At 49.0% G+C, this 25,967-nt stretch carries 24 protein-coding genes; 9 read left to right on the forward strand and 15 right to left on the reverse strand.

Annotated elements, in window-relative coordinates; translation table 11 throughout:
• Nucleotides 1–126: 126 nt before the first annotated feature.
• Genes BM030_RS10960 through BM030_RS10970 form a run of 3 tightly spaced genes read right to left on the reverse strand, consistent with a single transcriptional unit; the run spans nucleotide 127 to nucleotide 3,872 of the window.
• Nucleotides 127–381, reverse strand: a complete 255-nt coding sequence (locus BM030_RS10960) for a hypothetical protein (RefSeq protein WP_139215880.1) — start codon at nucleotides 379–381, stop codon at nucleotides 127–129.
• Nucleotides 382–430: 49 nt separating this feature from the next.
• Nucleotides 431–1,732 (reverse strand): glycoside hydrolase family 88 protein, encoded by a 1,302-nt coding sequence (locus BM030_RS10965; protein WP_090973721.1) that lies wholly within the window; start codon nucleotides 1,730–1,732, stop codon nucleotides 431–433.
• 22 nt (nucleotides 1,733–1,754) lie between these two features.
• A complete protein-coding gene (locus BM030_RS10970) occupies nucleotides 1,755–3,872 on the reverse strand; it encodes a polysaccharide lyase family 8 super-sandwich domain-containing protein (RefSeq protein WP_090973645.1) in 2,118 nt (705 codons plus the stop codon).
• A 263-nt stretch (nucleotides 3,873–4,135) separates the two neighbouring features.
• On the opposite strand from BM030_RS10970, the gene BM030_RS10975 reads away from it, so the two are divergent.
• Nucleotides 4,136–4,519, forward strand: a complete 384-nt coding sequence (locus BM030_RS10975) for a hypothetical protein (protein WP_090973646.1) — start codon at nucleotides 4,136–4,138, stop codon at nucleotides 4,517–4,519.
• Between the two features lie 86 nt (nucleotides 4,520–4,605).
• Here the strand turns inward: BM030_RS10975 and BM030_RS10980 are convergent, their stop codons facing one another.
• On the reverse strand, nucleotides 4,606–5,781 hold the full coding sequence (locus BM030_RS10980; RefSeq protein ID WP_090973722.1) for a Gfo/Idh/MocA family protein: 1,176 nt from the start codon (nucleotides 5,779–5,781) through the stop codon (nucleotides 4,606–4,608).
• 277 nt (nucleotides 5,782–6,058) lie between these two features.
• On the opposite strand from BM030_RS10980, the gene BM030_RS10985 reads away from it, so the two are divergent.
• Complete coding sequence (locus BM030_RS10985) at nucleotides 6,059–6,568, forward strand: RNA polymerase sigma factor (protein WP_090973647.1); 510 nt, start codon at nucleotides 6,059–6,061, stop codon at nucleotides 6,566–6,568.
• A 6-nt stretch (nucleotides 6,569–6,574) separates the two neighbouring features.
• On the opposite strand, the gene BM030_RS10990 is transcribed toward BM030_RS10985, so the two are convergent.
• Genes BM030_RS10990 through BM030_RS11000 form a run of 3 tightly spaced genes read right to left on the reverse strand, consistent with a single transcriptional unit; the run spans nucleotide 6,575 to nucleotide 9,590 of the window.
• On the reverse strand, nucleotides 6,575–8,281 hold the full coding sequence (locus BM030_RS10990; protein WP_211657578.1) for an alpha-amylase family protein: 1,707 nt from the start codon (nucleotides 8,279–8,281) through the stop codon (nucleotides 6,575–6,577).
• A gap of 28 nt (nucleotides 8,282–8,309) precedes the next feature.
• Nucleotides 8,310–9,122, reverse strand: a complete 813-nt coding sequence (locus BM030_RS10995; RefSeq protein WP_090973648.1) for a cytochrome c oxidase assembly protein — start codon at nucleotides 9,120–9,122, stop codon at nucleotides 8,310–8,312.
• A gap of 9 nt (nucleotides 9,123–9,131) precedes the next feature.
• Nucleotides 9,132–9,590, reverse strand: coding sequence for a DUF2243 domain-containing protein (locus BM030_RS11000; protein WP_090973649.1), 459 nt, complete (start codon nucleotides 9,588–9,590; stop codon nucleotides 9,132–9,134).
• Nucleotides 9,591–9,807: 217 nt separating this feature from the next.
• On the opposite strand from BM030_RS11000, the gene BM030_RS11005 reads away from it, so the two are divergent.
• Nucleotides 9,808–10,560, forward strand: coding sequence for a YciE/YciF ferroxidase family protein (locus tag BM030_RS11005; protein WP_090973650.1), 753 nt, complete (start codon nucleotides 9,808–9,810; stop codon nucleotides 10,558–10,560).
• Nucleotides 10,561–10,593: 33 nt separating this feature from the next.
• Here the strand turns inward: BM030_RS11005 and BM030_RS11010 are convergent, their stop codons facing one another.
• The 4 genes from BM030_RS11010 to BM030_RS11025 are packed head-to-tail and all read right to left on the reverse strand — an operon-like array spanning nucleotide 10,594 to nucleotide 13,261.
• The gene (locus tag BM030_RS11010) at nucleotides 10,594–11,097 is read right to left on the reverse strand and encodes a hypothetical protein (protein ID WP_090973651.1); all 504 of its coding nucleotides are present in this window, start codon (nucleotides 11,095–11,097) and stop codon (nucleotides 10,594–10,596) included.
• A 16-nt stretch (nucleotides 11,098–11,113) separates the two neighbouring features.
• Nucleotides 11,114–12,259, reverse strand: a complete 1,146-nt coding sequence (locus BM030_RS11015) for a zinc-dependent alcohol dehydrogenase (protein WP_244518864.1) — start codon at nucleotides 12,257–12,259, stop codon at nucleotides 11,114–11,116.
• A gap of 53 nt (nucleotides 12,260–12,312) precedes the next feature.
• The gene (locus BM030_RS11020; RefSeq protein ID WP_090973653.1) at nucleotides 12,313–12,762 is read right to left on the reverse strand and encodes a DUF421 domain-containing protein; all 450 of its coding nucleotides are present in this window, start codon (nucleotides 12,760–12,762) and stop codon (nucleotides 12,313–12,315) included.
• A gap of 1 nt (nucleotide 12,763) precedes the next feature.
• Nucleotides 12,764–13,261 carry a hypothetical protein gene (locus BM030_RS11025; protein ID WP_090973654.1) on the reverse strand — a complete coding sequence of 166 codons (498 nt, stop codon included), beginning with the start codon at nucleotides 13,259–13,261 and terminating at the stop codon, nucleotides 12,764–12,766.
• A gap of 178 nt (nucleotides 13,262–13,439) precedes the next feature.
• Here BM030_RS11025 and BM030_RS11030 point away from each other — a divergent pair, with 178 nt between their 5' ends.
• Genes BM030_RS11030 through BM030_RS11045 form a run of 4 tightly spaced genes read left to right on the forward strand, consistent with a single transcriptional unit; the run spans nucleotide 13,440 to nucleotide 17,866 of the window.
• Nucleotides 13,440–14,231 (forward strand): SDR family NAD(P)-dependent oxidoreductase, encoded by a 792-nt coding sequence (locus BM030_RS11030; protein WP_090973655.1) that lies wholly within the window; start codon nucleotides 13,440–13,442, stop codon nucleotides 14,229–14,231.
• Between the two features lie 19 nt (nucleotides 14,232–14,250).
• The gene (locus BM030_RS11035; protein ID WP_090973656.1) at nucleotides 14,251–15,882 is read left to right on the forward strand and encodes an alpha-amylase family protein; all 1,632 of its coding nucleotides are present in this window, start codon (nucleotides 14,251–14,253) and stop codon (nucleotides 15,880–15,882) included.
• A 3-nt stretch (nucleotides 15,883–15,885) separates the two neighbouring features.
• Nucleotides 15,886–16,851, forward strand: a complete 966-nt coding sequence (locus tag BM030_RS11040; protein WP_090973657.1) for a TIGR03885 family FMN-dependent LLM class oxidoreductase — start codon at nucleotides 15,886–15,888, stop codon at nucleotides 16,849–16,851.
• 49 nt (nucleotides 16,852–16,900) lie between these two features.
• The gene (locus tag BM030_RS11045) at nucleotides 16,901–17,866 is read left to right on the forward strand and encodes an MBL fold metallo-hydrolase (protein WP_211657579.1); all 966 of its coding nucleotides are present in this window, start codon (nucleotides 16,901–16,903) and stop codon (nucleotides 17,864–17,866) included.
• Nucleotides 17,867–17,874: 8 nt separating this feature from the next.
• Here BM030_RS11045 and BM030_RS11050 read toward each other — a convergent pair whose 3' ends face one another.
• The gene (locus BM030_RS11050; RefSeq protein ID WP_090973658.1) at nucleotides 17,875–18,651 is read right to left on the reverse strand and encodes an SDR family NAD(P)-dependent oxidoreductase; all 777 of its coding nucleotides are present in this window, start codon (nucleotides 18,649–18,651) and stop codon (nucleotides 17,875–17,877) included.
• 112 nt (nucleotides 18,652–18,763) lie between these two features.
• Between BM030_RS11050 and BM030_RS11055 the strand changes: the two genes are divergently transcribed.
• Nucleotides 18,764–18,970 (forward strand): KTSC domain-containing protein, encoded by a 207-nt coding sequence (locus tag BM030_RS11055; protein WP_090973725.1) that lies wholly within the window; start codon nucleotides 18,764–18,766, stop codon nucleotides 18,968–18,970.
• A gap of 5 nt (nucleotides 18,971–18,975) precedes the next feature.
• Here the strand turns inward: BM030_RS11055 and BM030_RS11060 are convergent, their stop codons facing one another.
• Together BM030_RS11060 and BM030_RS11065 are read right to left on the reverse strand one after the other, a co-directional pair.
• Nucleotides 18,976–20,106, reverse strand: a complete 1,131-nt coding sequence (locus tag BM030_RS11060; protein ID WP_139215881.1) for an AsmA family protein — start codon at nucleotides 20,104–20,106, stop codon at nucleotides 18,976–18,978.
• Between the two features lie 14 nt (nucleotides 20,107–20,120).
• Nucleotides 20,121–21,686: an FAD-dependent oxidoreductase gene (locus BM030_RS11065; RefSeq protein WP_090973660.1), complete on the reverse strand. Its 1,566-nt coding sequence runs from the start codon at nucleotides 21,684–21,686 to the stop codon at nucleotides 20,121–20,123.
• 228 nt (nucleotides 21,687–21,914) lie between these two features.
• On the opposite strand from BM030_RS11065, the gene BM030_RS11070 reads away from it, so the two are divergent.
• A complete protein-coding gene (locus BM030_RS11070; RefSeq protein ID WP_090973661.1) occupies nucleotides 21,915–24,104 on the forward strand; it encodes a bifunctional alpha,alpha-trehalose-phosphate synthase (UDP-forming)/trehalose-phosphatase in 2,190 nt (729 codons plus the stop codon).
• On the opposite strand, the gene BM030_RS11075 is transcribed toward BM030_RS11070, so the two are convergent.
• Nucleotides 24,101–25,888 carry a glycoside hydrolase family 15 protein gene (locus BM030_RS11075; RefSeq protein WP_090973662.1) on the reverse strand — a complete coding sequence of 596 codons (1,788 nt, stop codon included), beginning with the start codon at nucleotides 25,886–25,888 and terminating at the stop codon, nucleotides 24,101–24,103. The genes BM030_RS11070 and BM030_RS11075 overlap by 4 nt on opposite strands.
• Between the last annotated feature and the right edge of the window lie 79 nt (nucleotides 25,889–25,967).

Here is a 25,967-nt window from a genome sequence, read left to right on the forward strand (position 1 = left end):
CTGTATACGCTCCATGCGTATACCTGTTTCAAAAACCGAATAAATCGTCCTATTTAATAAACGCTGGGATGCTTGATATCTAACCCCACAGCATCCGCGGCGAAGGTGTTACCCACAAATACGGCGTTAAGCGCCGGCCAATCGGATCTTCAGTGTGTCCCCATCTTTTGCCATCGTCCAGCGAGGAATACGCAATTCGATACGTTTGAGTCCTTTAATGCCTGTCCAATTCGAGTGGTGCTGGGTGCCAGGCATATTGATTCTCCGAAGCATTTCGCGCGATACGCCAAAAAGTCGGCGGCCGATCTGTTTTCGCTCCAGCAACGGCTCACCATGAATGGCCGCGGCATCCCTCCGGATAGCCTGATACATATTTTGCACAACAGGGTCTGCCTTTAGCTGCTGCTTAAGCTGTTTTTCAATATCGCTGTTAAGTACCAAGCGCGGCTGCGACTTCCGCAGGTGTTTTTTTCAAGTAAGCTACGTTTACCGGATTCTGCAACTTTGGGCCATTCGCTGCTTGGGTAATACCCGCGGAGCCGTCTAACAGTTGTTTGTATCGAATCAGTGCCTCTACGTAGTAATAGTCTGCATAAGACAACGGTACATCGATTTCGCTGTTTCCCGGCAGGTGCCCGGTGGAATGTTCCAATATGAAGCCGCCATTTGTGCCAATCGAGGCCTTATAGTCTGGCGATGAAAGACTTGTCAGCATCTTTTCTGCGGCCTTAAGGTAGCGCTCGCTTTCCGGCCCGCTTACATATCCCGACAACTCCAGTAGGGCCGATGCTGTGATAGCTGCAGCCGATGCATCACGCGGTGCATTGGGATCAGACACACTGAAATCCCAGTATGGTATGCCATCATCAGGAAGGTTGGGATGATCCAAAATGAAAGCAGCGATTTTCCGTGCTTGACTTAAGTATGCGTTGTCCTTGAGGTCTCTATACATGAGCGTATATCCGTACAATCCCCAAGCCTGCCCCCTGGCCCATGCGGATTCATGGCCGGCGCCTTGATGTGTGTGCTTATTGCGCACAGCGCCGGTTTCCGGATCATAGTCGATAACGTGGTATGAACTGTTGTCGGGACGGAAATGATTTTCAAGGGTAGTGTTCGCATGTGTCTTCGAAATATTCACGTATTTAGTATTGCCCGATACGCGTGATGCCCAGTTCAGGAACTCAAGGTTCATCATGTTATCGATGATGACCGGAAACTTCCATTTGTCACCGTTATGATCCCATGATCGTATGCAACCTACGGTTGGGTTGAAGCGGGAGGCCAAGGATTCTGCTCCGGTAAGCAAAACGTCCCGGTAGCGCGTGTTACCGGTAAGTCGGAGCGCATTGCCAAAACTGCAATACAACATAAATCCTAAGTCATGGGTGCCTCTATTGTCTTTTTCCCGCTCTAAAAGTTGAAGCCGCTTCTCTGCTTCCTTCAGCAAGTCAGCTTCCCGGCTGTATTCATAGAGGTACAATAACGTGCCCGGATAAAAACCGGATATCCATGACCTACTTTTAGCGGTAACCAATGAATCATTTTCCTTTATATAAGTGCGGGGCAGTACGCCTTCGGGCACCCGGCCCATCAGCGTACGGTATTGTACGGCTGCATCCCTGAGGTTTTTGTCTACAAATGTGTTGGTCAATGCTAACTTGTTTGCGTGCTGCGCACTCGCTACTGTAGTTATCAGCAGCATGAATCCTAAACTCAAGGTTCTTCTCATTTTTTGTTTTGTTATCATCTCGTTAATTGTCATTTATCTTTTGGAGTTTACTTTCGTTTAAAGGCTCAAGAACAACTGATTTCCCCGCGCGCTGACCCGTCGGTAAATTTACCGTAATAGTATCCTCTCCAGAAGGCAGCCGTAGCCGAAATGTAACGGATTTTCGCTTGCACGTAGGATCCGCCACGGCGATTCGTGCTATACCTGTGGTTGATGATTTCAACATAAACAATGCGGGTTGATGGGCAGCCAATTGGATCCCATTGCTAAAGGTAACTTCTCCCGGTTCGTAAAACACGGCAAAATGAATACCCGACTTATTGTGCGACACGGCTTGCAGCTTTTTTGAATTGCTTATCACTTGCACCGGCTGCTGCCGCAGGTAGGCCCTCGTTTCAGCCGCGGTTATCGCCGGCAGCACCATATAAGCATATGTGGCATCTCGTGGCTTTACGCCATGATCAATGGCCAACGTGAAAGTTTGTTGCGTAACGGGTTCATCCGTCGCAGAGGCCTGATGGGTAATACTTCGCCAGGTTCCGGTAGACCTGCCCTGTCGAAGCCAGATTCTACTCCCATCCAGGATAATGTATCCGATACTATCGTGATTAACCCATGCAGGACCTTGTAGCCATTGCTCACGCTCTCGGGTTTCACGTTTACCTTTTACCCAAACCGGGCCATACAATAACGACTGGTTCAGCGTGGTCATCACCGGTTGAGCCTCAGCTGCTGTGATACCGGCACCGACGCACACGATCTCGTCGTCAAAGAAAAACCACGATTTACGGGCCATCAATCCCGAGTGAGGGCTCAATAGATCAAAGGCAGTGGCGCCGTATTCGCCATCCGAAACGCCACCAACAAAAGATGTGGTGCCTTTTTTGACAATCTCCTCCCAATGCGGGAAAGTATCTACCTGCACCACGGTGGTACCGGGAATTTTACGCCAATCCCACGACGGGTAGATGTTAAAGTATTCATGGCCCGTACGGGAGATAAACTGACTGCCGTCTGCATAGAAGTGATTTTTAAGTCCTTCTTCATTGTAGGGCGATTCAATGTTGTTGGAGCGGTTGGAGTACATCCGTACCGATGCAAAATACAATGGCCGTTGGTGGGAGTGATAATGCGAATACCAGAAATATTGGTTGCTACGCAGGTTAGGCTGTTCCAGCTCGTCTTTCCGATAATCCGTGATGCGTACCAACAGTTTAGCGATATGATCATCCCGCTGGATCGAAACGGATCGCCTGGAGACGTCGCGATTCTTGATACCGGGGTCATCGAAACGTCCGAAAGGCATGGCTTTGCGCATCCCATCGAGGTAATAATCTACAACCAGTTTAACCGCGCTCGGTTCAAACGCAAATCGGGTGCCACGCAACATGTTACCCCAATAGGCAAAAGAACTAACGTATTGACGACCGTAAGACAGCGTTGAGGGCACACCGTCTGTCCGGTGATGGAAACTCATATCGGGTTTGATACCGCGATCTTCCGTAACATAAATTTGGTCGCTCATGGTCTTTATGGCCCGTGAAAACGCTGCCGTATCCTGCCGTACCAATTCGGTCACTGCATTAATGGCAGCCATTTTGATGAAGTCGCCCCCTGGGCGGGCGCCGAAGGCGTCAAAGTTTGAACGACCAGCGATGGCCAGCCCGGCAGTGAGCTCATCAGCGTCCAACGCTTCGCACATCAATAACAGGATATTCGCCATGGCATCTGGCGTACCTATCTCATTCCACCACCAGTTCTCGCATCGATAATCTTTGCGTAGCCAATGATGCAGTGCTTTTTTGAATACCGATAGTAACGACTTATCGCGGTAATATGCGCCCTCGGTCTGTTGATAGGCTTTGGCCATCATGAGAAGGTTCCGCAGATGGATTTGGTGGCCGAATCCGGTCCTACTGGTGTCACTGTAATTGATATGAGGCCACGTCCCGTTCTCAGCCATGTCGGCAACAATGCCCCGCAGTACTCCAGCATCCACGGGTTCCGCCAGCAGCGCGCCCTTCAAGCGATTGCTTATCATTTCAAAATCAGTGTCGGATTGGGCCTTAACCGAAACAATGATTAGTGCGCTGAAAAGCCAAGCAGCTATCCACTTACCGTACTGGGGTCTTGCAGTCATTTAAACAGTATTTCAAACTGCATTCATTGATGCTTATTCATAATTGGAGTTTATAATTCAATACTTACGATGATACAAACGCACGCCGAAACATGCAATCGTTTACACAATTAAATTTACGAAAACGTTGTAGTCTGCGTTTTTTGCATCGGCAGCGGTGCCGCATCCGGCGGCCGCTGCATCATCAATGAATGCCGCTGCACTGCCGAAACTTATCGTATACCAAAAAACCAACAAATAACATCTACACCTGTTAATCACATATGAAGAGAGGAGGGGATACCATGCGATTTGAAATTCCTGATTTTACGATCTTATCCGATATCAAGCCAGGCACGGTTTCATTGAAAGGCAGAGTCGTCATTTTCCATTATCCCACTCATACGATTTTAGAGCTTCTGCAATCGGAGGACCCGATATTGAAAACGATAAGCCCCCGTTATGAGTGGGAGCGCATTAATAAATACGGTGAAATTGACCGCTTCACCTTTATCGTACACCGGTATATTACCGATAACTTGATGGACGTATTCGAAAGCGCGGCAGCATGGTACCAACATATAATGGACTGGTTGGACATGAGTGAGGATGCTCTGGACGACTTCCTAGGCGAGTGGAAACCCGGCTCCGACGACTTGCCAAATTAGACGCCCTCCGGTAATGGAATGCTTGGCTACCGCCGTACCCCGCATAGATTAGTCGCACAACGAGTATGCTATCAGCCAAGGGATACTTAGCTGATTTCGATCCGCTGTCCTGTTTCCATCGCGCGGTAAATAGCTTGTAAGATCTTGACATCCTGCCGCCCCATTTCGCCGGGGACCGGGGTAGCCCGGCTGTCTTTGATTGCCTTGGCGAAATCGTCCATCTGAAGCGCTTGTTGATTCACTTCCATGCAGTCCATTTCGCCGTCTGATGTCTCTCCGTTAATTCCTTTGTAGGCATATGCCGGCGATAACGCAGCCCAGCCGTGTTCGGCCTCAGCTCGAAGTATATCCATATTTTCTGAATAACTCGTTTTGCATAATGCTGTGATTCCACCCGGGAACTCCATTTGCCAAGTCAGTGATTCTTCCACATTTTTAAACTTCTCCGGATCAGTTTTTGGCCCTTCTTGTGCGGTAACCGCTATCGGCTCCATTCCTAAAGTATAACGTGCCGCCTGCACACAATAGATTCCCACATCCATTAACGGGCCGCCACCCGCAAGTGCTTTATCCAAGCGCCACCCGTCAACGTCTCCCATTCCATTCTCGGCAATGATATGCTTAATTGTACCCTTGCGTTTTTCTTGACCAAAACGCATCATCTCAATGTTATGGGGTTCAAAGTGTAAGCGGTAACCTATAGAAAGCAGTTTGCCTGCCTCCCTTGCGGCGCCGATCATCCGATCGCACTCCTCCACCGTTACGGCCATGGGCTTCTCACAAATCACATGCTTGCCTGCCTGTAAGGCACGGATGGTATACTCGGCGTGCATTGCGTTGGGCAATACGACATAAACAATGTCGATATCCGGATTTTCCCGGATGGCATCAAAGTTTTCGTAATTGTAAACATTTGATTCCGGTATATCATATTTGCGCCGCCATTTGGGTATTTTACTGGGCGTACCTGTCACTATCCCCGCCAGGTAACAATGTGTTGTCTCTTCAAGCGCCGGCGCCAGTTGGCCCTCACTGTATTGGCCCAACCCCACCAAAGCGATTCCCAGCCTTTGCTCCCCTTCCGCCGCCGTTTGCCCATCGGCCACCTGCTCCTCAGCTTGATTGCTATTCCGTGATGCGCAGCCTCCCACAACGGGCAAAGCGGCATAGGCTAAACCACCAATGCCAGCCCATGAAAGCCGGCAAACAAACTGTCTCCGTGTATAGATGCCCGTAGCTGAAAAAATATGCCTCTTCTCCATAGACATTTTATTTTAGTGTATTCAAGATGACAGACAGGCCTTTAAATTGTTGGGATTAATTTTAAAACACACCTCCCGCCGTCTTTTTTAAAATAATTAAAACAATTTTAGCCCATTTTTTGTCAATCTCTCTGCCAGAGACGCTAAGGGGAACTTAAATGCTTAATCAAAACCGGGAAACCGGCACGTTGCATTTAGCTGTCATTGTAAAACGCGTTAGGCTTGGTGCGCTCTTTCTATCTTTTATAAGACGAAAATCTATCTAATTAAGCAAGTTATGAATAAGATTGAATTTAGCAACAAAGTGGTTCAAGAAGTAGGTTCATTAAACAGTTACGCACGTTATTTCACAAGGGATCCAGAAAATGCAAGTGATTTGGTTCAAGACACGATGCTAAAGGCATTTTCTTATTACAACAAGTTCAGAGAAGGCACTAATTTACAAGCTTGGTTGTATACCATATTGAAAAACACATTCATTAATTATTACCGCAGAAAGGTCAAAACCAATGCGATAATGGTGAAGACCGAAACGATCTCTTCCTCCGATTTATACAAAAGTTCATTGCGTAATAACGCCGAAGGAAAGTTTGTCATGAAAGACATTGAGCGGGCGTTATCCAAACTGTCTGACGACTATTATCTGCCATTTACCATGTATTATGAAGGGTACAAATACCATGAAATTGCCGAGCAATTCCAGATTCCGATAGGCACGGTCAAAACCCGCATCCACGTGGCCAGGCAACAGCTGAAGAAAAAGCTTAAACCCTATGCAAAATACTAAAAACGTTTAGGGTATCCGGTACCAAGCAAAGCCAAAGGCGGGGAGCTTCATACGTTCTCCGCCTTTTGTGCTGGGCCGGCCGGGTAACAACAAATCATGCAGTGGTTTACCAGCTATTGATTTTTCATTCAAGCGGAATTCTTGTGGCTTATTCGCAAAGTTATGTACGGTAAGCAGTGCTTGGTCGCCGCCCTGGTAAAGCATAGCAACCACATGCTTTGAACCGGTATTGAGTATTGCAAAATCACCCGATCCGATTTGAGGATATACCTTTCGTATATTGATCAACCGCTTGATATGATTTAACAGCGACGCCGAATCTGCCAACTGCCGCTGCACATTTACACGGCGGTATCCATAAATTTCGTTATCAATAACTTTACGGAAAGCCGTATCGCCCGTGGTAAAACCGCCATGCGGAGCAGCGCTCCATTGCATAGGTGTCCGTACGGCTAGTCGCTCCTTTAACGAAAGGTCATCACCCATGCCTATCTCCTCCCCATAACGGATAACGGGCGTTCCAGGCAAAGCAAACAACAAGCTATAAGCCATGCGAAGCTGATCAGGATTGGAAAGCATCGGTGCCAGACGCCTACGGATGCCCCGATCATAAAGCTGCATGGAGGTATCGGGACCAAACTGTGCATACACCTTTTCCCTTCGGCGCTTACCTAATCTGTCCAGGTCAATTTCGTCGTGATTCCTCAAAAAATACGCCCACTGTGCTGTTTCCGGCTTTTCCTTGGTGGCTTGCATAGCTTTTGCCAATGGACGCACATCCTGAATAGCCAGCGCGTAAAAAAGAAACTGGTTAACGTAAAAATTGAACATCATTTGCATGCCGCTGTTGTCTTCGCCAAAATAATCTTTGTTCTCCTCCGGAGCGAGATTCGCTTCACCCAACATGAGCGCATCGTGCTTGACACCTCTCATCACATTACGCATGGTCGGCACCAATTCCATCATCCGGACAGGTTTGTCACTTCCCGTCTCGGGTACGTCAATGATAAAAGGCACAGCATCCAGTCGATAACCGTCCATGCCCTGCCGCAACCAGAACTCCAGGATATCGAAGGCTTTTTGCTGTACCTCCGGGTTGGTATAGTTTAAGTCCGGCTGAAAAGGATAGAAACGATGGAAATAATATAAGTTGGCAAGCGAGTCGTACGACCAAGTCGTCTGTTGAACACCGGGAAACACCATGCCTTTATCGGCATCGTCGGGCAATTCTTCAGCCCAGACATACCATTTCCGGTACGGCGATTGCGGATCCTGCCGTGCAGATTCATACCAAGGATGTTTAATCGAGGTATGGTTAAGTACGACATCTGAAATTACCCTGATTTTCCTTTTCTTAGCTTCAGCGATAAATTGCCGGAAATCGTCCATCGTTCCATATTTCGGATTAACAGTGTAGTAATCCGTCACGTCATAGCCGTCATCCCATCCGGGCGACGGGTTGAAAGGCGCCAACCAGATGGCATCTATACCCAAGCTATCCAGGTATCCCAACTTCTGGATGAGCCCTTGGAAGTCACCTATCCCGTCTCCATCGCTATCTTTAAAGGTGCCCACCTCCAGACTGTAAATGATGCTTTCTTTGTACCATAGCCCTTCTGTAGCCCGTTGTTGGGCGGCCGCAAAAAAGGCTGACGCCACCAAGCCCATCATCATCGCTACGGCATACCAAGTTGTCCGGTTCATTTTCATCATGTTTCAAATTTTTATAATAACGCGCTTCCTATCGTAACAACATCATCGCATTCAATACGCGTTGCTTCTGTACAGTATACGAGCCCAAGGCAATATCCCAGAAAAAAAAGGCAGCCAAAATCAACTCAGCAAGATCGCCCCAATAATACATTGCTTTAGCGGCCTCTCGGATGGCCGTGCCACTAAACGGCGTGCCGTCAGGCAGGATATTGGCGTACATGTATTTGCCCAGAAACGCATGGGCTGCAATCCCGACAAACAGCACCCACGCGCGCAACGGTACACTCGGACGCTTCCCAATGACCTCCTGTCCGGCTATGGACCAGCAAAAAAGATATCCGGCCATAAAAAAATGGACATGCACGAAATGATGAACAAAAGTATTGGAAAGGCTCAACGCATAAAGCGGGGTGAGATATAATAAATACATTCCCCCGATATTCAGCAGCAATGCTGCTATAGGGTGACTAATTGCCCCAACCGCATCATTCCTTAATATCCCCACAACATACCGGGCTTTCGCTGCGGATAGCGACTTCAATAGCAAGGTAAGGGGCACACCCCGCACCAAAAAGACAGGAGCAAACATGCCAATGAGCAGATGCTGCGCCATATGCCCAAGGATGTCATGGTGAGCCCACATCATCATCGGCGGAAGACCGGCAACGGCTAACATCCCCATACCCATTAAAAAGAAAAGCGATCGGTGTTTCGGCCATTTGTTACCCCGGGATGTGAGCGCCCTTGCTGCCGCTCTAAGGTATAATATGGAAATAATGGCAGCAATGGTAACCGGAATCACCCACCCCCATACGGTCTGATGTTCTATGTGTTCGTGCATAGACTTATACTAAGTGGTTGATTCATTGGTCCGATGCCCCGCCTGCTTCATTAACCAGGCACCAACAGCCAGCAATGCTAAAGCCGCCGCATTCCACGCGAGATCATACGGCAGAATATTATCGACATACCGTATTTGATGCAGACGTAGCACCTTATGGTTAACTAATCCATCGAATAGCTGAAAACCACCGGCACCCAAGAAAAAGCCTGCCACCGAATGGTGCTTTGACAATTTGCCGGCCCGGCTCAAATGCAACAACATAAAGAAACCGGCAGTAATTGCTAGGAGCTCAGCAGCATGCAGCAGACCATCCGCCATCAGTCCCACATCCGTTGTAGACTGATCGTAAAAGTGGTGCCAGGCAAGCAGTTGATGAAATATGATTTCATCCACAGCAGCCATAATGCCTATACCCAGCAACATACCTGCCCGTAAAGAACGTGTATGCGAATATCTCGTGTCCATGCTGATTGATTGTCCATGCTATTATCCGCTATACTAGTTACAAGAACCTTTCCCAGGATGCAAATCGGCCGTTATTAAGCCCTACACAATATATCCACGGCGCCCACTGTACTATATATTGGCCGAAAAGTTCAATAAAGTGTATAGCGTTGACTATTTAATAAATTTTAAAACTCGCACCGACCGATATTGTTATTCTTTACATAGCGGAACAAATATGGAAACACAAGCTGAAAAACAAACCGTGTCTGGATTAGAACTTTTTTTCCAGACCATGCTGCAGGAAATTTACTGGTGTGAATTACACCTGCGAGACGTATTGGAGAACATGGAAGAACGAGCAAGCACGGAAGAGCTGAAGTCGGCCTTTCGCAATCACCGGGCCGAAACCAACGACCATGTAGCCAGACTCGAAAAAATTTTTTACCTGAAAGGTATGGGCGCGCAACCCCTATTTTGTGTAGGTATGCAGGGGCTGTTCGACGAAGGATGGCAAGTAATCGATGAAACCGAAGAGGGTTCTGCACACCGCGATTCAGCACTTATTGTGGCTGCCCAGAAAGTGGAACACTATGAGATCGCCACGTACGGCAGTTTGAGCACGCTGGCCAAGACCTTAGGGCTGCACCAGGCGTCAGAATTGCTGGAACAGACACTGGCCGAAGAAAAAAATGCAGACAGCACGCTCACCCAAGTGGCTGAAAAAGGGGTTAATTCCGAAGCCAGTGTCGAACCTGCTTCAGAAGAACAGCTTCCGCTTCCTGATACCGGTGCCATCAGCACAGAATCGGATCCTGCTATAGAAGCAATGAAAGAGGCCACCACCGGTATGGACGCTGGCGCCGGTTCAAAAAGCACACGCGATGGTACAGAAGCAAGCGCCCCCGGATCTGCGGACGCTTTGTTGATGGACGACTCCGGCCAGCCGAAAGGAAAAAAGCGGTCGTCCCGCAAAAAAGCCAACGCCTGATCCCCAAGATCGAAGAAAGTTAGAAGAAGCGCGTCATAAGCGCTTCTTCTTATGATTCATTATCCACCAAGCAGCCACGATGAATGATACCGCAGCCGCTCGCATTGCCAATTTCTTTACAACACCCTTCCTATCGTATTTCCATGCAGATTTCCATCCTTTCTCGGCCAAAACATTTGGTATATACCCCCGCTTTAGGTCGTCAAACAGTCCTTCAACAACATTAATCCGGTCTGCCAACAATAACGGCAGCCAGTGATTGAAGCTGGATTCGCTGTATTTGAAAGCATACCTCCGGATGGCTCCGCTCAACCCGGCTGGAGGCAGTGTGGTACCGAAAACTGCTGATATCGCGGGCCTTTCGTTGGAATGCAACACTTCAACAGCTTCCAGTTGCTGTAACGGGCGCTCCCAATTGAGCCTACGATGGTCGTCCCCCGTATACCGTTTCATTGGATAAGTGGGTTCATTACGTGGATCAGCATCAACGCCCCAACCTTTGATATGGTTGTATTTTATTGATTGATTATTTTCCATGAGATTCTCCTTTCGTTTAATTTCTAGCTGATGGCGGTATCAATACTGGTTTAATGCAATTATTCAGTTTAGCAGAAAAAATGTGGTAAGCATCGGCCACTTCTTCCAGCGGCACGCGATGTGTAATCATTGCTTTCGGATCAATATAACCATCTTGTATGTGCTTGATCAGTCGCGGAAGCAAGCGCTTCACGGAGGCTTGGTTGGCGCGTATGGTGATGCCCTTGTTGACGACATTCCCAATGGGAATTAGGTTGCCGGTGGGACCATATACCCCAACAATAGACACAATTCCGCCCTTTTTTACGGAATTGATCGCCCAATGGAGTGCTATAGCGGCTCCGGCTTGGATCATGAGCTTTTTTCCGGTAATGGTATGTAGTGCACTCCCCGCCGCATCCGCGCCAACCGCATCAATACAGACATCAGCGCCGAGCCAGCCCGTTTCCTTTTTTAAGAATAATACCGGGTCTTCAAGCGATCGAAAATTATAAGCCTCGCATGGACCATAGTTACGGGCAAATTCCAACCGATATTCCACGTGGTCAATAATGATTACCCGTCCTGCTCCGAAAAGCCACGCGCAGCGGGCAGCCATGATACCCACCGGGCCTGCACCGAAAATCACCACCGTATCGCCTTCTTTTATGCCTCCCATTTCGGCTGCCTGATAACCCGTCGGCACGACGTCCGTGAGCAGTACGGCATCATCAGGATCCATTCCAGTCGGTATAACAAGAGGGCCAACATCGGCATAGGGCACACGTACATATTCCGCCTGTCCGCCATCGTAACCGCCGGCGGTATGCGAATAGCCAAATATTCCGCCTACGGCAGTAGCTTCCGGATTGGATTCATGGCAATTGCCATATAATTCCTGTTTGCAGAATGCACACGTACCACAGGCAATATTAAAAGGTACAATGACGTGGTCGCCCTTCTTTAGCTTTTGGACACCCGGACCGGTTTCTTCCACGATACCGATGAATTCATGTCCAAACGTACTGCCCACGCGGGTATCCGGCACCATACCATGATAAAGATGCAGATCTGACCCACAGATGCAGGAACGGGTTACTCGAATAATCGCATCTCCGGGATGCAAGATTTCTGGGTAAGGTTTATGATCCACGCGCACACGGCGCGGCCCCCTATAATTCATGGCTAACATAACATGCTAATTAATGGTTAAACTTCTGTTTCATCGCTATCAAACTAATCGGACGATGAAGGTATGATCGAGATCTGTCCATCGCGTTCCAATACCGCATATTTGATTTGTTTCATCTGTTCGAGTCCGTGACTTAACCGGGCGGCCTCCATAATATCCTCTGTATCCACCCGGGCCTCCTTCATCCTGCCCTTCAATGGTTTCCCGTGTTCCACTAAAATCAATGGGGTACCCTCCAGCAGCCTATCTAATTTTTTGTACCTGCCTTTCAGCTTGGAAAAGACCATATCTATTCCCATCAGCACCGTAATTAATACCAACGCGTTGGTTACGGAAAAATCATTTCCCAGAAGTGCCTGTTGCGTGGCTTCCCCTATAATTAAAAGCAATACGAAATCAAACGTGGTGGTCTCCGCCAAACTGCGTTTACCCAGGATGCGGAAAACCAGCAGCAGAAATAGATATATGGCCACGCCACGCAGAAACAATTCCATATTACGGATAGATAAAATGTGCTATTTCAAAACTTTGACCGTTCACCTTCCAAACATCCACCATTGTACCTGCTTTTTTGGGGGTCAAGTAAAACCGGATAGCCGTCTCACCTGTACTGACTTTAAAAGTATAACCGATATAGCCATCGGCGAGAATTGTCTCATAGTTATCAGGAACTATCTTTTCTACTTTAAATTTGTTCAGGTACTGTTGGGGTATTAAAAAATTGATCCTATCTTGTCCACGTACCAGCCAGCCAATGGTGGTTTCATTCTCATATCGCAAGAACCGCTCATATTGCACCACCATATTATTTTTTTTCACTTCCCGCTCACTCAGTATCCCGCTGCCGAACAGACCCAGCGCCGTAAACACAATCAGGATGAGCAACAGCACTCCACAAATCCGCTGCACTTTCCAGCCCTTAATTTGATGATCCAGCTTTTCCTCCAGTTCGAGGGAATGATCAACTCGTTCTATCGTATCGCGTGCCTGCATAACTCACCTATTGCAAGAATCTCTCCGCGATGAATACTTGACCTTAAACCCCGCCCGCATCCGCATATTGTATTGTTTTTTGGCCTTCCTGTTTACAAAAGTGGATTCTGCTTTTCACCCTGCTGCTCTTTATGCGCTGGTGTGGGATTTGCGTAGTTAACTCGTAACGGAGGCAACTATGAATACGAAAAACTATGCATTGGTAACGGGCGGAACCAGCGGAATCGGATTGGAATTGGCTAAGCTGCTGGCGGCAGACCACTATAACTTGGTGATTGTTGCGCGCAACCGGCAGGAACTGGATAACGTAAGTCATGAACTTACTCGGCAATACCCGGTTGAGGTCACCACGATTCAGAAAGATCTGTTTAACCCCCAGGCTCCAAGGGAGATCATCGAAGCCCTGAACGCAAAAAACATGGTTATCGATGTGTTAATTAACAATGCCGGCCAAGGGGTATACGGCAAATTTCTGGACACAGACTTAGACCGGGAGCTTGCTATTGTCCAATTGAATATCAATGCCTGCATTGCGCTTACGAAATACGTTTTAAAAGATATGGTGGCACGCGGTTCCGGGAAAATCTTAAACGTATCTTCCATTGCAGGCAAAGTTCCCGGACCCTATCAGGCCGTATACCATGGCACCAAAGCCTTCATCCATTTCTTCAGCGAAGCCATCCGTAATGAGGTACGGGAAACTGATGTGACGATCACATCGCTCCTGCCCGGCGCTACGGCTACAGACTTTTTCAACAAAGCTGACATGGAAGCAGCGAAAATTGTGCAGGAAGGAGATCTGGCTGACCCGGCGGTGGTGGCCAGAGATGGGTATAAAGCCCTGATGGAAGGAAAAGACATGGTCATTTCAGGCTTTAAAAACAAAGTGCAGGTTGCAATGAGCAACGTCATGCCTGATGACAAAGCAACAGACATGATGCGCAAACAGCAAGAACCCGTTAATAAATAGTCTATAGCAATATAACCGTATGCAAAAACCCGATTGGTTAAAAGCAGCAACCGTCTATTCGCTCGACTTCCGCAGTTTTTATGACGGGAATGACGATGGTTTGGGAGATATCGCCGGATTAATATCTAAATTCGATTACTTGGTGGAACTGGGGGTCAATTGCATTTGGTTGGCGCCATTTTATTGCTCTCCACGACATGATGATGGCTACGATGTGGTCGACTACTTCCGCATCGATCCCCAAATCGGAACCATGGACGACTTCCGCGCGCTTGTCGCAACAGCGAAGGCACATGATATAAGAATCCTGCTGGACTTAGTGGTAAATCATACCAGCATAGACCACCCTTGGTTCAAAAAAGCACTGGAAGATCCTACTTCCGCATATTACGAGTATTATATATGGAAAAAGCAGAAACCGGAAGACGACAAAGATGACCTCATGTTTGAAGGTGTTGAGGAAAGCAACTGGGATTATGAGCCCAGCGTATCGGCTTACTTTTATCACACATTTTACAAGCATCAGCCTGATTTAAACGTCGCTAACCCTCAGGTCCAGAACGAAATCCTGCGCATCCTCGACTTCTGGATGAGCACGGGGATTGACGGTTTCCGCATAGACGCCGTACCGCATATTCTGCGCAACAAGGGCGACTGCCATTTCAAAGGTGATCCGTATCAGTTGTTGGAAGTATGGCGTAGCGCCGTGTTGAAGCATAACGAACATGCTGTTCTAATCGGTGAGGCAGACGTTGAGCCAGAAGAATACCGGGATTTTTTAAATCGGGGACAATTGACTGGATTATTTAATTTTTACATTAATAATTACACGTTTCTCGCTTTAGCCACGGAAAAAGGGACGCCGTTAGTTAATGCAATCCGGCGGTTACCGTTGGCTGATGGCCGACGCTACCTCAACTTCATCCGTAATCATGATGAACTTGACCTGGGGCGGCTCACCGAAGAGGAACGGCACCAAGTGTTTGAGCGGTTCGCGCCAGAACCATCGATGATTGTTTACAATCGGGGAATCCGAAGGCGACTGGCTTCAATGGTGCACCATAACAATCGGCAGATGGAGCTAACCTTGAGCCTGCTATTCAGTTTGCCCGGAATCCCCGTACTCCGATACGGGGAAGAAATCGGCATGGGGGACGACCTGAATCTGCCCGAACGGAAAAGTGTCCGCACCGCGATGCAATGGTCCGATCAGCGCAACGGCGGCTTTTCGGAAATGCCGCCGCAAGCCTTGAAGTATCCATTGATACAAGAAGGCCCCGCATCCTACAAACGTATCAACGTCGCGTCGCAACAGGCGGACCCTACATCGCTGCTGCAGGTAACGAAAAAGCTGATTCGCTTGCACGAAGGAAATGGTCACTTTTTTTTTGACGGCAGCTTCGAGCTGTTAGACACTAACCATAGTGCCATTCTTGCTTTCAGCTACCAAATCGGAAGTGAGCGGCTTGTTACCGTTCACAACTTTTCAAGGCAGGGTATATCAGCGATAATCATGCTACCGCACCAAACCGGTGCCAGAATTAGTGTGCTTGTCAATTCTCATCAAGTTACATCCTCCGACGGAAGGTTATCGCTCCAACTGCCCGGCTACGGATACAGTTGGTTTATCGTGCATGACACCATCGCTTAACATATGAAACCAATCGCCTTTCACGCATCCCACGAACAGTTCAGTCCATCGGCATTGTTACGTTATGCACTACTGGCACAACAAGCCGGATTCAACGCGATCCATTCATCAGATCACTTTCAGCCGTGGAGTCATCGCCAAGGGCAAAGCGGCCATGCCTTCAGTTGGCTTGGCGCCGCTATGCAGCAATGCTCCCTTCCCTTCGGGTTGATATGTGCGCCCGGACCGCGCCACCATCCAGCAATAGTAGCACAATCCATCGCTACGCTAACGGAGTTATTTCCAGATCGGCTTTGGGTAGCACTCGGCAGCGGAGAAGCGATAAACGAGCGAATCACGGGACAACCCTGGCCATCCAAAACGCAACGCAACGAACGGCTGCTCGAGTGTTTTGACATTATCCATCGGTTGTTAGACGGCCAGACGGTTACTCACCGCGGCCGGGTCTGCGCAGAAGAAGCTCGGCTATATACGTTGCCGCGCGAGCGTCCGAGGCTATTGGGTGCAGCAATAACCGAAGAAACCGCCCATTGGATGGGAAGCTGGGCTGAAGGCTTATTAACAATAAGCCAACCGCCGGAAACGCTCGATCGGGTTATCACCCGGTTCCGCGATGGCGGCGGGGTGGATAAACCGGTATATGTTAAAGTGCAGTTATCTTATGCCCGAGATAAAGCCCAAGCCGTGGCCGGTGCATTTGATCAATGGCGTACAAACATTTTCGACAGCTCCATACTGGCAGACCTTTGGAGGCCTGAACAATTTGAAAGCCTGGCAGCGTTCGTCAAACAATCGGATCTCGAGCAATCCGTTCACATTTCAAACGATATCAACCAGCATGCAGAATGGCTTAACCAATACCTATCCATGGGCGTTGACGGTCTTATCCTGCACAACGTAAACCGTGAGCAAGAGGCATTTATTGAAGATTTCGGCCAATCGGTCATCCCTCAACTGAAAACGGCTTAATGTTTTAAAAACAAACCCATATATAGGTGGTTAAATTCTAAAAGTAGATATGATGGCACAAGCGGATAAACGGACAAACGTGGCGGCAGACGGCGCTTCCGGCGTAGAACAGATCACAAACGGTGTTTGGAGATTGCGGATTTTGTTTGTAAACGTATATTTTATTGCGGCCGACGACGGACAATGGGTCTTGGTTGATGCAGGGCTCAAAGGCTCATCACGAAAAATCACCGAAGCTGCTGCCATACTTTTCGGCCATAACCGGCCACCCGCTGCGATTATTCTTACCCACGGGCATTTTGACCATATCGGCGCGTTGCCCCGTTTATTGCAACGATGGGACTCGCCGGTATACGCCCATCCCTTGGAGTTGCCCTACCTTACCGGCCAAGCCGCCTACCCGCCAGCCGACCCGTTTGCCGGAGGCGGTATGATGAGCTGGGTATCCTTTTTATATCCCAATGAACCGATCAACTTGGGCAACCGGGTCGAAGCGCTATCGAAAGAAGGCAGTTTGCCTGTGCTATCGAGATGGCGGTATATCCATACGCCCGGCCACGCCCCGGGGCACATCTCACTATTTCGCGATACCGACGGCATTCTTATCGCCGGCGATGCCTTCGTCACCACCCGCCAGGAATCAGCGTTCTCAGTGCTGCTACAGAAAAAACAGGTGTCCGGTCCGCCGAGATATTTCACCTATGATTGGGAAGAAGCCGCAGCGTCCGTTAAAAAACTACAGCAACTCAATCCGCTTGTAGCCGTCACAGGTCATGGAAAACCCGTGAAGGGCAACGAACTGACCGATGGCCTCGCACACCTTGTCAGGCATTTCGACCGTATTGCGGTGCCAAAAGCAGGCCGATATGTAGATACCCCTCCAACCGTAAACCGGCGGGGAATCGTTCGGTTGCCCGCAAACAAACATACTAGCCGGAATCGCCTGGTACTGGCATCGATAGGTATTGCTGTTGCCGCTGGATTAGCGCTTCTTTGGAAAGACCGTTTAAAGTAGTGATGGCTTCAGGCTCCTTGCCCCAAATGAATCATTAAGCCGCCGTCTACCGCATACGTCGCACCGGTCACATAGCCGCTGTCGGAAGAGGCTAAGAAGACAGCTACATTTGCCACGTCCTGTGGTTTGCCCGCCCGTTTCATCGGAATATGCTGTTCTTTCTCACGCCGCACAGCGTCATCCTCCACTGCTTCTTGGTTCATTTCGGTAAGTATCATCCCAGGCGCAATATTGTTTACCCGCACCTGTCGTTCAGCCAACTCCAGCGCCAAGCTGCGGCTAAAGTTTTTAATACCTGCTTTGGATGCGTTGTAATCAGCATTCCCAGCGGTGTTGACATCTTCGTGGATGGAACTGATGAAAATAATACTTCCCGCTGTTGACGAATCACTCCTTCTTCGAAGATACTCGCGGCAACAAAAGAACGGTCCATACAAGTTTGTTTTAATGCACCGGTCAAAAGTTTCCGTGTCCAGATCCGCGACCGGTATATTGCTCCCGTTGACACCCGCGTTATTTACTAAAATGTCCACACGTCCGTAGGCTTCGATAATCCGGTCAAACGCCCGGATCACCTGCGCTTCGTCGGTCACATCCAGTTGCAGGCAGATCGCCTCACCGCCCTGCGCCCTGATGTCTTCGGTGGTGCGCCTTCCCCCGTCCTCATCACTTCGATAAGTAACCACCACTTTGGCCCCTTCACCCGCATAAGCGAGTGCGATAGCCCGTCCGATACCTGAATCCGAACCAGTAATTAATGCAACTTTGTCCTTTAACTTATCCATTGCTGTTTTTTTTCTCGTTGATACGCTAAAAATAAACAGGAGACGACTCCCTTTGTTTGCGGCAAACAAAGGCCACTTATTGCGGTTAATTAAACATACCCCATTTTATGATATGCCTTCCAGTGTTATCAGATATTTCGATTACCATGAAGTCCGCCATGAGCTGGTCATCACGTTTCAAACAGGAGCCGTTTATAAGTACCATGACGTACCCGAAGAAATTTACATCGGACTTCAGAAAGCCCGGTCAAAAGGTAAATATTTCAACAAGCGCATCTCCGGCACATTTTCATTTGAACGGCTCTCACCTCCGGATTAGTTGGGTTAATCCGGCTTGAAAATCCCCTGCCTACCTGTCACTTCCTTCGGCGAATCGATGTTTATCTGATGATCCACACTCGGCATTAATGCCTCGATGAACGCATTCTTGATTAATTGCCATACGGCCTCCCATACCAATACGTTGGTTTCACCAAAGCTGCCTTCTATAGGTACACGTGTAGCCACCTGTTCGGCTTTCGGGTTTTCCAACAGCTGGGTTACCGCTTCCACGACAGCTTCTTTCGCTCGCTGGAAAAAGCCATCTTTCCGGTCTTCGGTTCCCATCACTTCCAGACCTTTGATAATCGGCTTAACATAACCCTTATACCGGCCGCCATCAGCGGCAAACTCGGAATACAGACCGAAGGTACCCTGGCTAACATCAAACTTTCCATACGCAATAAAAAAGTCATTAAGCTCCGGAAGATTTGCACCCTCGATTTCTGCAGTCAGATCGAACGTGGGCCGCCGTGCCAATGCATCCAGTTCCATATAAAGAGTCAGCGTTCCGCCGTAAGCCTGGGCTTCCGCTTGCAGATTGGAAGGTAATTTTTCTCCTTTCCGGGCGGTATTTTTCAGATTTTCTGCAACGATATGTGCTTTCTCCAAAGCGATATCAACAATAGGCGACGTATTGCTGTCGATATAACGGATGCTCCCATTCCTGACCTCAAACCGGTTTACGCGCAGCGGCATGAAATCTCTGAGCAGCTGCCGGAAATCGTTAGTATCTCTCGCAACCGCATCCAGCTCTGCTTTATCCTTCGTAAAAATCAATTCAGGAGATTCAAATACCAACTCCCCCACAAGCGCTCCCCGAAACAAGGATCGCCATTCAATAGACAGATCCGCCCGGTTTACACGGAAAAATTGAGCTTGATCGCCCGAAGCGGAGTCCACTTTGTTCAGGTAAAACTGGTTCAGTTGGTACGCGCCACGATACAAAGCAATATCAATATCAGCTACTTGTCCGTAGTATCCGTCCAGATTGGCCAAAGTGTTGTTGGCATACCGTAATACCATGGTGGGCAGCAGCAGCCGGAACACAATCAATAATAGCGCGATACCGGCCACAATACTGTATGCCCGTTTCCATTTGAAGTTTTTAGTGCTGCGTTGGTTATCCCTGTTCATATGTATACCGATGCTCAATCGTGCACCAACGAAATGGGCTGCAAACCCTTCCTCGGCGGCCCGCTGAGCACGTTGCCGCGTACATCGTAACGCCCCCCATGGCAGGGGCAGTCCCAGCTTTTTTCCGCATCGTTCCAAGCTACGATACACCCCGCATGTGTACACACCGGGCTCAAAGCAATTACCTCCCCCTCATAGGATTTATATACTGCGATCTGTTGCTTTTCATAGTTTACAACCGTACCCGTTCCCGATGGCAGTTCAGCCAATTCGTTCAGTTGATTGATATGCACCCGATCAGCAACAAATCGGTAAGCCACATCTGCATTTTCCTTCAAAAAACTAGCAAAACCAGCAATCGGCTTTATGCGTGAGGGGGAAAACAGCTTTTCGTAGGGATTTTCCGCTCCCAAGATGACGTCCGTCAACAACATGCCCGAAAAACTGCCCAATACGATGCCATTGCCACTGAATCCCGTAGCTACATAAGTGTCTTCATCGCCACCCGGCAGTTTGCCGATGTACGGCAAACCATCGGTAGGTTCAAAGTACTGTGCGGACCAGCGGTATTCAACCGATGACACTTTGAAATGCTTCCGGACATAAGCCTCCAACTCGCGGAACGCCGCGTGAGCATCGCCATGGCCGGTTTTATGATCAGCTCCTCCAACGATAAGGTAAGGCACCCCGTCAATGGTGTGTGTCCGGAAATAATGATAAGGGTCTTTCATATCGTAGACCAGATCATCAGGATAATTGCCATTTTCAATCCGCACAGCCAGCACATAACTCCGGTAAGGTGCACACCGCAGATGCAAAATATTCAGTCCCGGAGGTACATGGGTGGCATATACCAACCGACGAGCCCGTAGCAAGCCATTACTGGTTTGGACACGGTGATACCCATCGTCATAAGCAGTATCTTCTACATGGGTGTTTTCCAACAAGATTCCACCACGCATCACAAACCGATCGGCCAGTCCGTATACATACTTGAGCGGATGCATCTGCGCTTGCCGGTGAAATACGATGGCTTTGTGGAAATGGAGGGGTATGGACAGGCTTGCGGTCGGAGCAACGTCCACCCCTGCCCGTTGGGCCGCTGAAAAGATCTTGTCCAATAGCTCGGCCTCCTGCTCTGTCTCAGCAAACAATACACCATCTTTGTATTCAAAATCACAGTCGAGCTGATACGTAGCCACATTTCGGGCAACGGTGTCTATACCAACGCGCGTAGCCGCCGCCACCAACCGTGCACCGTCTTCGCCAAAATCACTTTCAATGGTATGGTATGGAGTATCCAGCATCGTGTTGATATGAGCGGTAGTACCCCCTGTTGTACCAAAACCAACCTGGTGTGCCTCAGCAACAACGCAATCCAGCCCTGCTTCCTGTAAACGCAGTGCGGTAGTTAGCCCTGTGATGCCGGCACCTACCACAATGACATCCCATAACTGGTCGGTCGCATCGGCGATGGTGGCCTGTGGCCTCGCCCCACTTAATTGTTGCCATACGCTGGGCAAGGCGCCGTCTCTGGGCGATGTGCCTGCGGTAGAATCGCTGTTGTGAATAGTCGCCATAGTTCGTTCGTTTCTTTGATAACATGGAGCGATGGAGATTGTTTAGCATCGTTTTTCCAAAACTTTTGGCCGTTTCATTGTTTATCCATATATTGGGAAACATAAGCGCAGACTAGCGCAGCCCTAATAATGCCACAGACCTCCTGCATTTGTCAGGCATTCACATTGCTATAGACAGGTTGTTTGCCCACATGCGGGATGGCGCGCGGCCATACTAATTGAGGTAACGTGAGTAAAACTATCATTGTATCAAACCGCCTGCCAATTAAGATCAAAGATGAAGGTGAGGGCTATGCCTTGCAACCCAGTGAAGGCGGGCTGGCCACCGGACTCGCTTCCATCCATGCACAAGGTGAAAACAGTTGGATTGGCTGGCCGGGCGTTTCCATTGACGACGAGGAGCAACAAATCTTTTTCCGATCCAAATTGAAGGAAAGCCGGCTGGTTCCGATTTTTTTGAGCGACAGAGAAATCAAGGGGTTCTACGAAGGCTTTTCAAATGAAGTACTGTGGCCCATTTTTCACTACATTCCACCTTATGCCAATTACGACCTGACCAATTGGGAAATTTACACGCGGGTCAATGAAAAGTTCCGCGACGTGGTACTTGAGCATGCTGATCCGGAAGATACCATTTGGATACATGACTATCAATTATTACTGCTACCGGGGCTACTTCGCGAAGCGCTTCCAGACGCGTCGATTGGCTTTTTCCAGCACATCCCTTTCCCTTCCCAGGAGCTTTTCAGGTTGATTCCTTGGCGCAGAGAGTTGCTGCAAGGTATGCTGGGGGCAGATCTGTTGGGTTTTCATACCTTTGACGATGTCCGCCATTTCATCAGTTCCGCCACCCGCCTTACGGCCACCAACAACAATTCCAACCGGCTTGAAGTTGAAGATCGAACGGTCTTTGCTGAACCGTTTCCCATGGGTATCGACAGCAGGCGGTTTTCGGCTTTGTCTTCAGATGAACGGGTATTGAAACGTGTGTCAGAGCTAAAGGCAACCTTCAAAGAACAAAAAATCGTACTCTCGATCGATAGGCTTGACTACAGCAAGGGCATTCTGCAACGGCTGGAAGCATTTGAACTATTCCTGCAGCAGCATCCGCAATTCCACAAACAGGTTACGCTCTATATGGTGGTCGTCCCCTCTCGGGATACCGTACCCCAATACCGCGAACTGAAAGATCAGATAGATCGGGTCGTAGGCCATATCAATGGCCAATACGGGCAGTACGACTGGTATCCCGTTGCCTATTTCTACCACGGATATCCGGTTGAGGAAATCGCTGCGCTATACAACGCCGCAGACATCTGTCTGGTTACACCCATGCGCGACGGAATGAACCTGGTCAGCAAAGAGTATATCGCCAGCCGGAACGATGAAAACGGCGTGTTGGTCCTGAGTGAGATGGCTGGTGCAGCCAAAGAACTGATTGACGCGTTAATTGTAAATCCCAATAATATCCATGATATTAGCAATGCCTTATTTACGGCACTAAACATGCCTCCTGCGGAGATGAAACGGCGTATGGCCTCCATGCGCAAAATCGTGTTTAAGTTTAATGTACAGCATTGGGCAGCATTATTTATGAGTAGACTACAGGAAATAAAAAACGTACAATCGGCTACCCGGGCACGGCTTGTTGGTACCAGTATAGAGGCCGACATCGTCAACCGGTACCGCAATGCCAGCAGCAGGCTGCTGCTGCTGGACTATGACGGCACGTTGGTGGGCTTTCAGGATGATATCGATAAGGCGTCACCTGATGACGAACTCTACGAATTGCTTGACGCACTCGAAGCCGATATCCATAACGACCTGGTCATTATTAGCGGCCGGAAGCATAGTACCCTCGAAAAATGGTTCCAAGGCCGACCATACAGTTTGGTTGCAGAGCATGGTGTTTGGACAAAGGAACCCGGTACCGACTGGCGCCTTAAAAGTGGGCTTTCCAACGCGTGGAAGGAGGAGGTAAGTACACTGATGGAATCGTATGCCGACCGCACACCGGGAGCGTTCGTCGAAGAAAAGAGTTTTTCGCTGGCTTGGCATTATCGCCGGGTGCAGCGAGATTTGGGCGCATTGCGCGCGCACGAATTAATAGATAGCCTGCGTGACTATTCCGCGGCATACGGGCTGCAGTTACTCGATGGCGATAAGGTGGTGGAGATACGCAGCGCCGAGGTCAACAAAGGCCGGGCTACCTTGGACATCCTCCACGAGAACCGGTATGATTTCATCCTTTCCATTGGTGATGACCGCACCGATGAAGATACTTTCCAGGCACTCCCTCCCGATGCCTTTACCATCAAGGTGGGCACAGAAGTGTCAGCCGCCAAATACTACCTGAAACAGCAACAGGATGTCAGGCGCTTGCTTCGCAATTTGGTTACTATCTCACAGAGCCATTAACCGATAAAAATCGGGCGATCCAGTTTCATTGATATACGGTAAGCCGCATTCATCAGCCCCACGTGGCTGTACGCTTGGGGGAAATTCCCCCATTGGCTTCCGTTGGTTTCGTCCACATCTTCACTGAATAACATCAGGTGGTTGGCATAAGTCAGCAGCTTTTCAAAAGTTTCTACGGCCTCATCAAGGCGCCCCACGCAGGCCAACGCCTCCACATACCAGAAAGCGCAAATCAGAAAGGTCGATTTGGGCAACCCGAAATCATCGAAATGCAGGTAACGGTAAAAAAGCCCCTGTGAGGTTTTTAATTCGGCTTCCAATGCCGCAAGGTGGTTTTTTGCGCGTTCCGACGCCGGATCCAGGTAATGCATCATAATCAATTGTAACGTACTGGCATCCAAATGCTTGCTTCCAACTGCGTTGGTGTATACTTTCCGTTCAGCATCATAGCACGCTTCAATATAATAAGCTGCCCGCTCCATAAGCGCCTCAGCCCGCTCCACCAATTGCTTATCGCCAATCAACCGGCCGATTTTGCATGCTGCCGAACTGCCGGCCCACTGAAAAAGGTTCGAGTAACAGTGGTGGTTGGCAAAGTTCCGGAACTCCCATATACCGGCATCTTTCTCATCAATGGTTTTCTCGATTTTCCGCAGGATATAATCCACCCACCGCCCGGCGTCAGACCGTTCCCTAAACACGAAACGGTAGTCGGTATACAACGGCAGCAACGCAATCATGGCTTGGCCGTAAACATCGTTTTGGATATGCTCAAAGGCTTGGTTTCCAATCCGGACAGGTTTATTTCCCTGGTAGCCTTCTAAGTCATCAAGAATGTGTTCAGTAAGCGTTAGCTGGCCGTTTATACCATAAAGCGGCTGCAACCTACCGGCATCTGCGTGGGTGATATTGGTAATGTAGTTGGCATAAAGCTCCATTTCCTCAAACTGGCCAATATAATTCAACGCCGTTATCACATAATAACTATCCCGTAGCCAACAGAATCGGTAATCCCAGTTGCGCCCGCTGCCCGGGTGCTCAGGGAGACTGGTGGTACTGGCGGCAATGATGGCGCCGGTATCCTCATACTGATGGATTTTCAAGGCCAGTGCTGAGCGGATCACCGCCTGCTGATGGAAAGGCGCAATCGTCGCGTGCCTGATCCACGTGCGCCAATATCCTACCGTTTCCCGCAGAAAATGCTCCACCGTACGTTCAAGCGGTGCTTCGAGGGGTTCGCCATACGTCAATACCAAATACTTGGTTTCGCTCAAAACAAAAGACCCCTCACCGAAAAAATGGCTCACCGGTACATTCGTCGTTAGCCGCATCTGCTCTTCGCCATTGCTGAATGTAACATGGTTACTTCCCCGGAACTTATCGAATGAACGCCGGCCGTAGTCGCCTACCGGTTCACAGACCACCCGGATACGCGGCCTGTTATCCAGCGGTTCAATTTTTCGAATCAGCATCAGCGGTTTGAAATAACGTTCGTATTGCCTGAACCGGGGTGCAAAATCCGTTATCCGGTAACTGCCGTCCGCCGTGGTAATCTCGGTCCGTAATACATTGGTATTTTCGATATAATATTGTTTACTGGTAAACTCGCCCACGGGCTGTATAGCAAAGCGGCCACCTTTTTGCGTATCCAGTAAGCTTCCAAACACAAAGGGACTGTCAAAAGAAGGCCAGCACAGCCACGAAATATTGGTATCGGTTTGGACGTGGGCAAGGTAGGCGCAGTTGCCGATAATTCCACTGTTGTAGACGTGTTTTTTTTCCATACGTTAAGCAGTTTATATTAAAACGGAATTGCTGTTTATCCCAAAAATGGGAAAAATAAGACGGATTCCCAAGTTTCAG

This window comes from Parapedobacter composti, from assembly GCF_900112315.1.
GTDB lineage: Bacteria > Bacteroidota > Bacteroidia > Sphingobacteriales > Sphingobacteriaceae > Parapedobacter > Parapedobacter composti.

Coding starts and splice junctions, on each gene's coding strand:
- BM030_RS11005 (WP_090973650.1), top strand. CDS start 9,808: ATGGAAACACAAGCTGAAAAACAAACCGTGTCTGGATTAGAACTTTTT.
- BM030_RS11025 (WP_090973654.1), bottom strand. CDS start 13,261: ATGCAGGCACGCGATACGATAGAACGAGTTGATCATTCCCTCGAACTG.
- BM030_RS10970 (WP_090973645.1), bottom strand. CDS start 3,872: ATGACTGCAAGACCCCAGTACGGTAAGTGGATAGCTGCTTGGCTTTTC.
- BM030_RS11040 (WP_090973657.1), top strand. CDS start 15,886: ATGAAACCAATCGCCTTTCACGCATCCCACGAACAGTTCAGTCCATCG.
- BM030_RS11010 (WP_090973651.1), bottom strand. CDS start 11,097: ATGGAAAATAATCAATCAATAAAATACAACCATATCAAAGGTTGGGGC.
- BM030_RS11065 (WP_090973660.1), bottom strand. CDS start 21,686: ATGGCGACTATTCACAACAGCGATTCTACCGCAGGCACATCGCCCAGA.
- BM030_RS11020 (WP_090973653.1), bottom strand. CDS start 12,762: ATGGAATTGTTTCTGCGTGGCGTGGCCATATATCTATTTCTGCTGCTG.
- BM030_RS11060 (WP_139215881.1), bottom strand. CDS start 20,106: ATGAACAGGGATAACCAACGCAGCACTAAAAACTTCAAATGGAAACGG.
- BM030_RS10980 (WP_090973722.1), bottom strand. CDS start 5,781: ATGGAGAAGAGGCATATTTTTTCAGCTACGGGCATCTATACACGGAGA.
- BM030_RS10975 (WP_090973646.1), top strand. CDS start 4,136: ATGAAGAGAGGAGGGGATACCATGCGATTTGAAATTCCTGATTTTACG.
- BM030_RS10965 (WP_090973721.1), bottom strand. CDS start 1,732: ATGAGAAGAACCTTGAGTTTAGGATTCATGCTGCTGATAACTACAGTA.
- BM030_RS11015 (WP_244518864.1), bottom strand. CDS start 12,259: ATGAATTATAGGGGGCCGCGCCGTGTGCGCGTGGATCATAAACCTTAC.
- BM030_RS11000 (WP_090973649.1), bottom strand. CDS start 9,590: ATGGACACGAGATATTCGCATACACGTTCTTTACGGGCAGGTATGTTG.
- BM030_RS10985 (WP_090973647.1), top strand. CDS start 6,059: ATGAATAAGATTGAATTTAGCAACAAAGTGGTTCAAGAAGTAGGTTCA.
- BM030_RS11030 (WP_090973655.1), top strand. CDS start 13,440: ATGAATACGAAAAACTATGCATTGGTAACGGGCGGAACCAGCGGAATC.
- BM030_RS11075 (WP_090973662.1), bottom strand. CDS start 25,888: ATGGAAAAAAAACACGTCTACAACAGTGGAATTATCGGCAACTGCGCC.
- BM030_RS11055 (WP_090973725.1), top strand. CDS start 18,764: ATGCCTTCCAGTGTTATCAGATATTTCGATTACCATGAAGTCCGCCAT.
- BM030_RS10990 (WP_211657578.1), bottom strand. CDS start 8,281: ATGATGAAAATGAACCGGACAACTTGGTATGCCGTAGCGATGATGATG.
- BM030_RS11045 (WP_211657579.1), top strand. CDS start 16,901: ATGATGGCACAAGCGGATAAACGGACAAACGTGGCGGCAGACGGCGCT.
- BM030_RS11035 (WP_090973656.1), top strand. CDS start 14,251: ATGCAAAAACCCGATTGGTTAAAAGCAGCAACCGTCTATTCGCTCGAC.
- BM030_RS11050 (WP_090973658.1), bottom strand. CDS start 18,651: ATGGATAAGTTAAAGGACAAAGTTGCATTAATTACTGGTTCGGATTCA.
- BM030_RS10995 (WP_090973648.1), bottom strand. CDS start 9,122: ATGCACGAACACATAGAACATCAGACCGTATGGGGGTGGGTGATTCCG.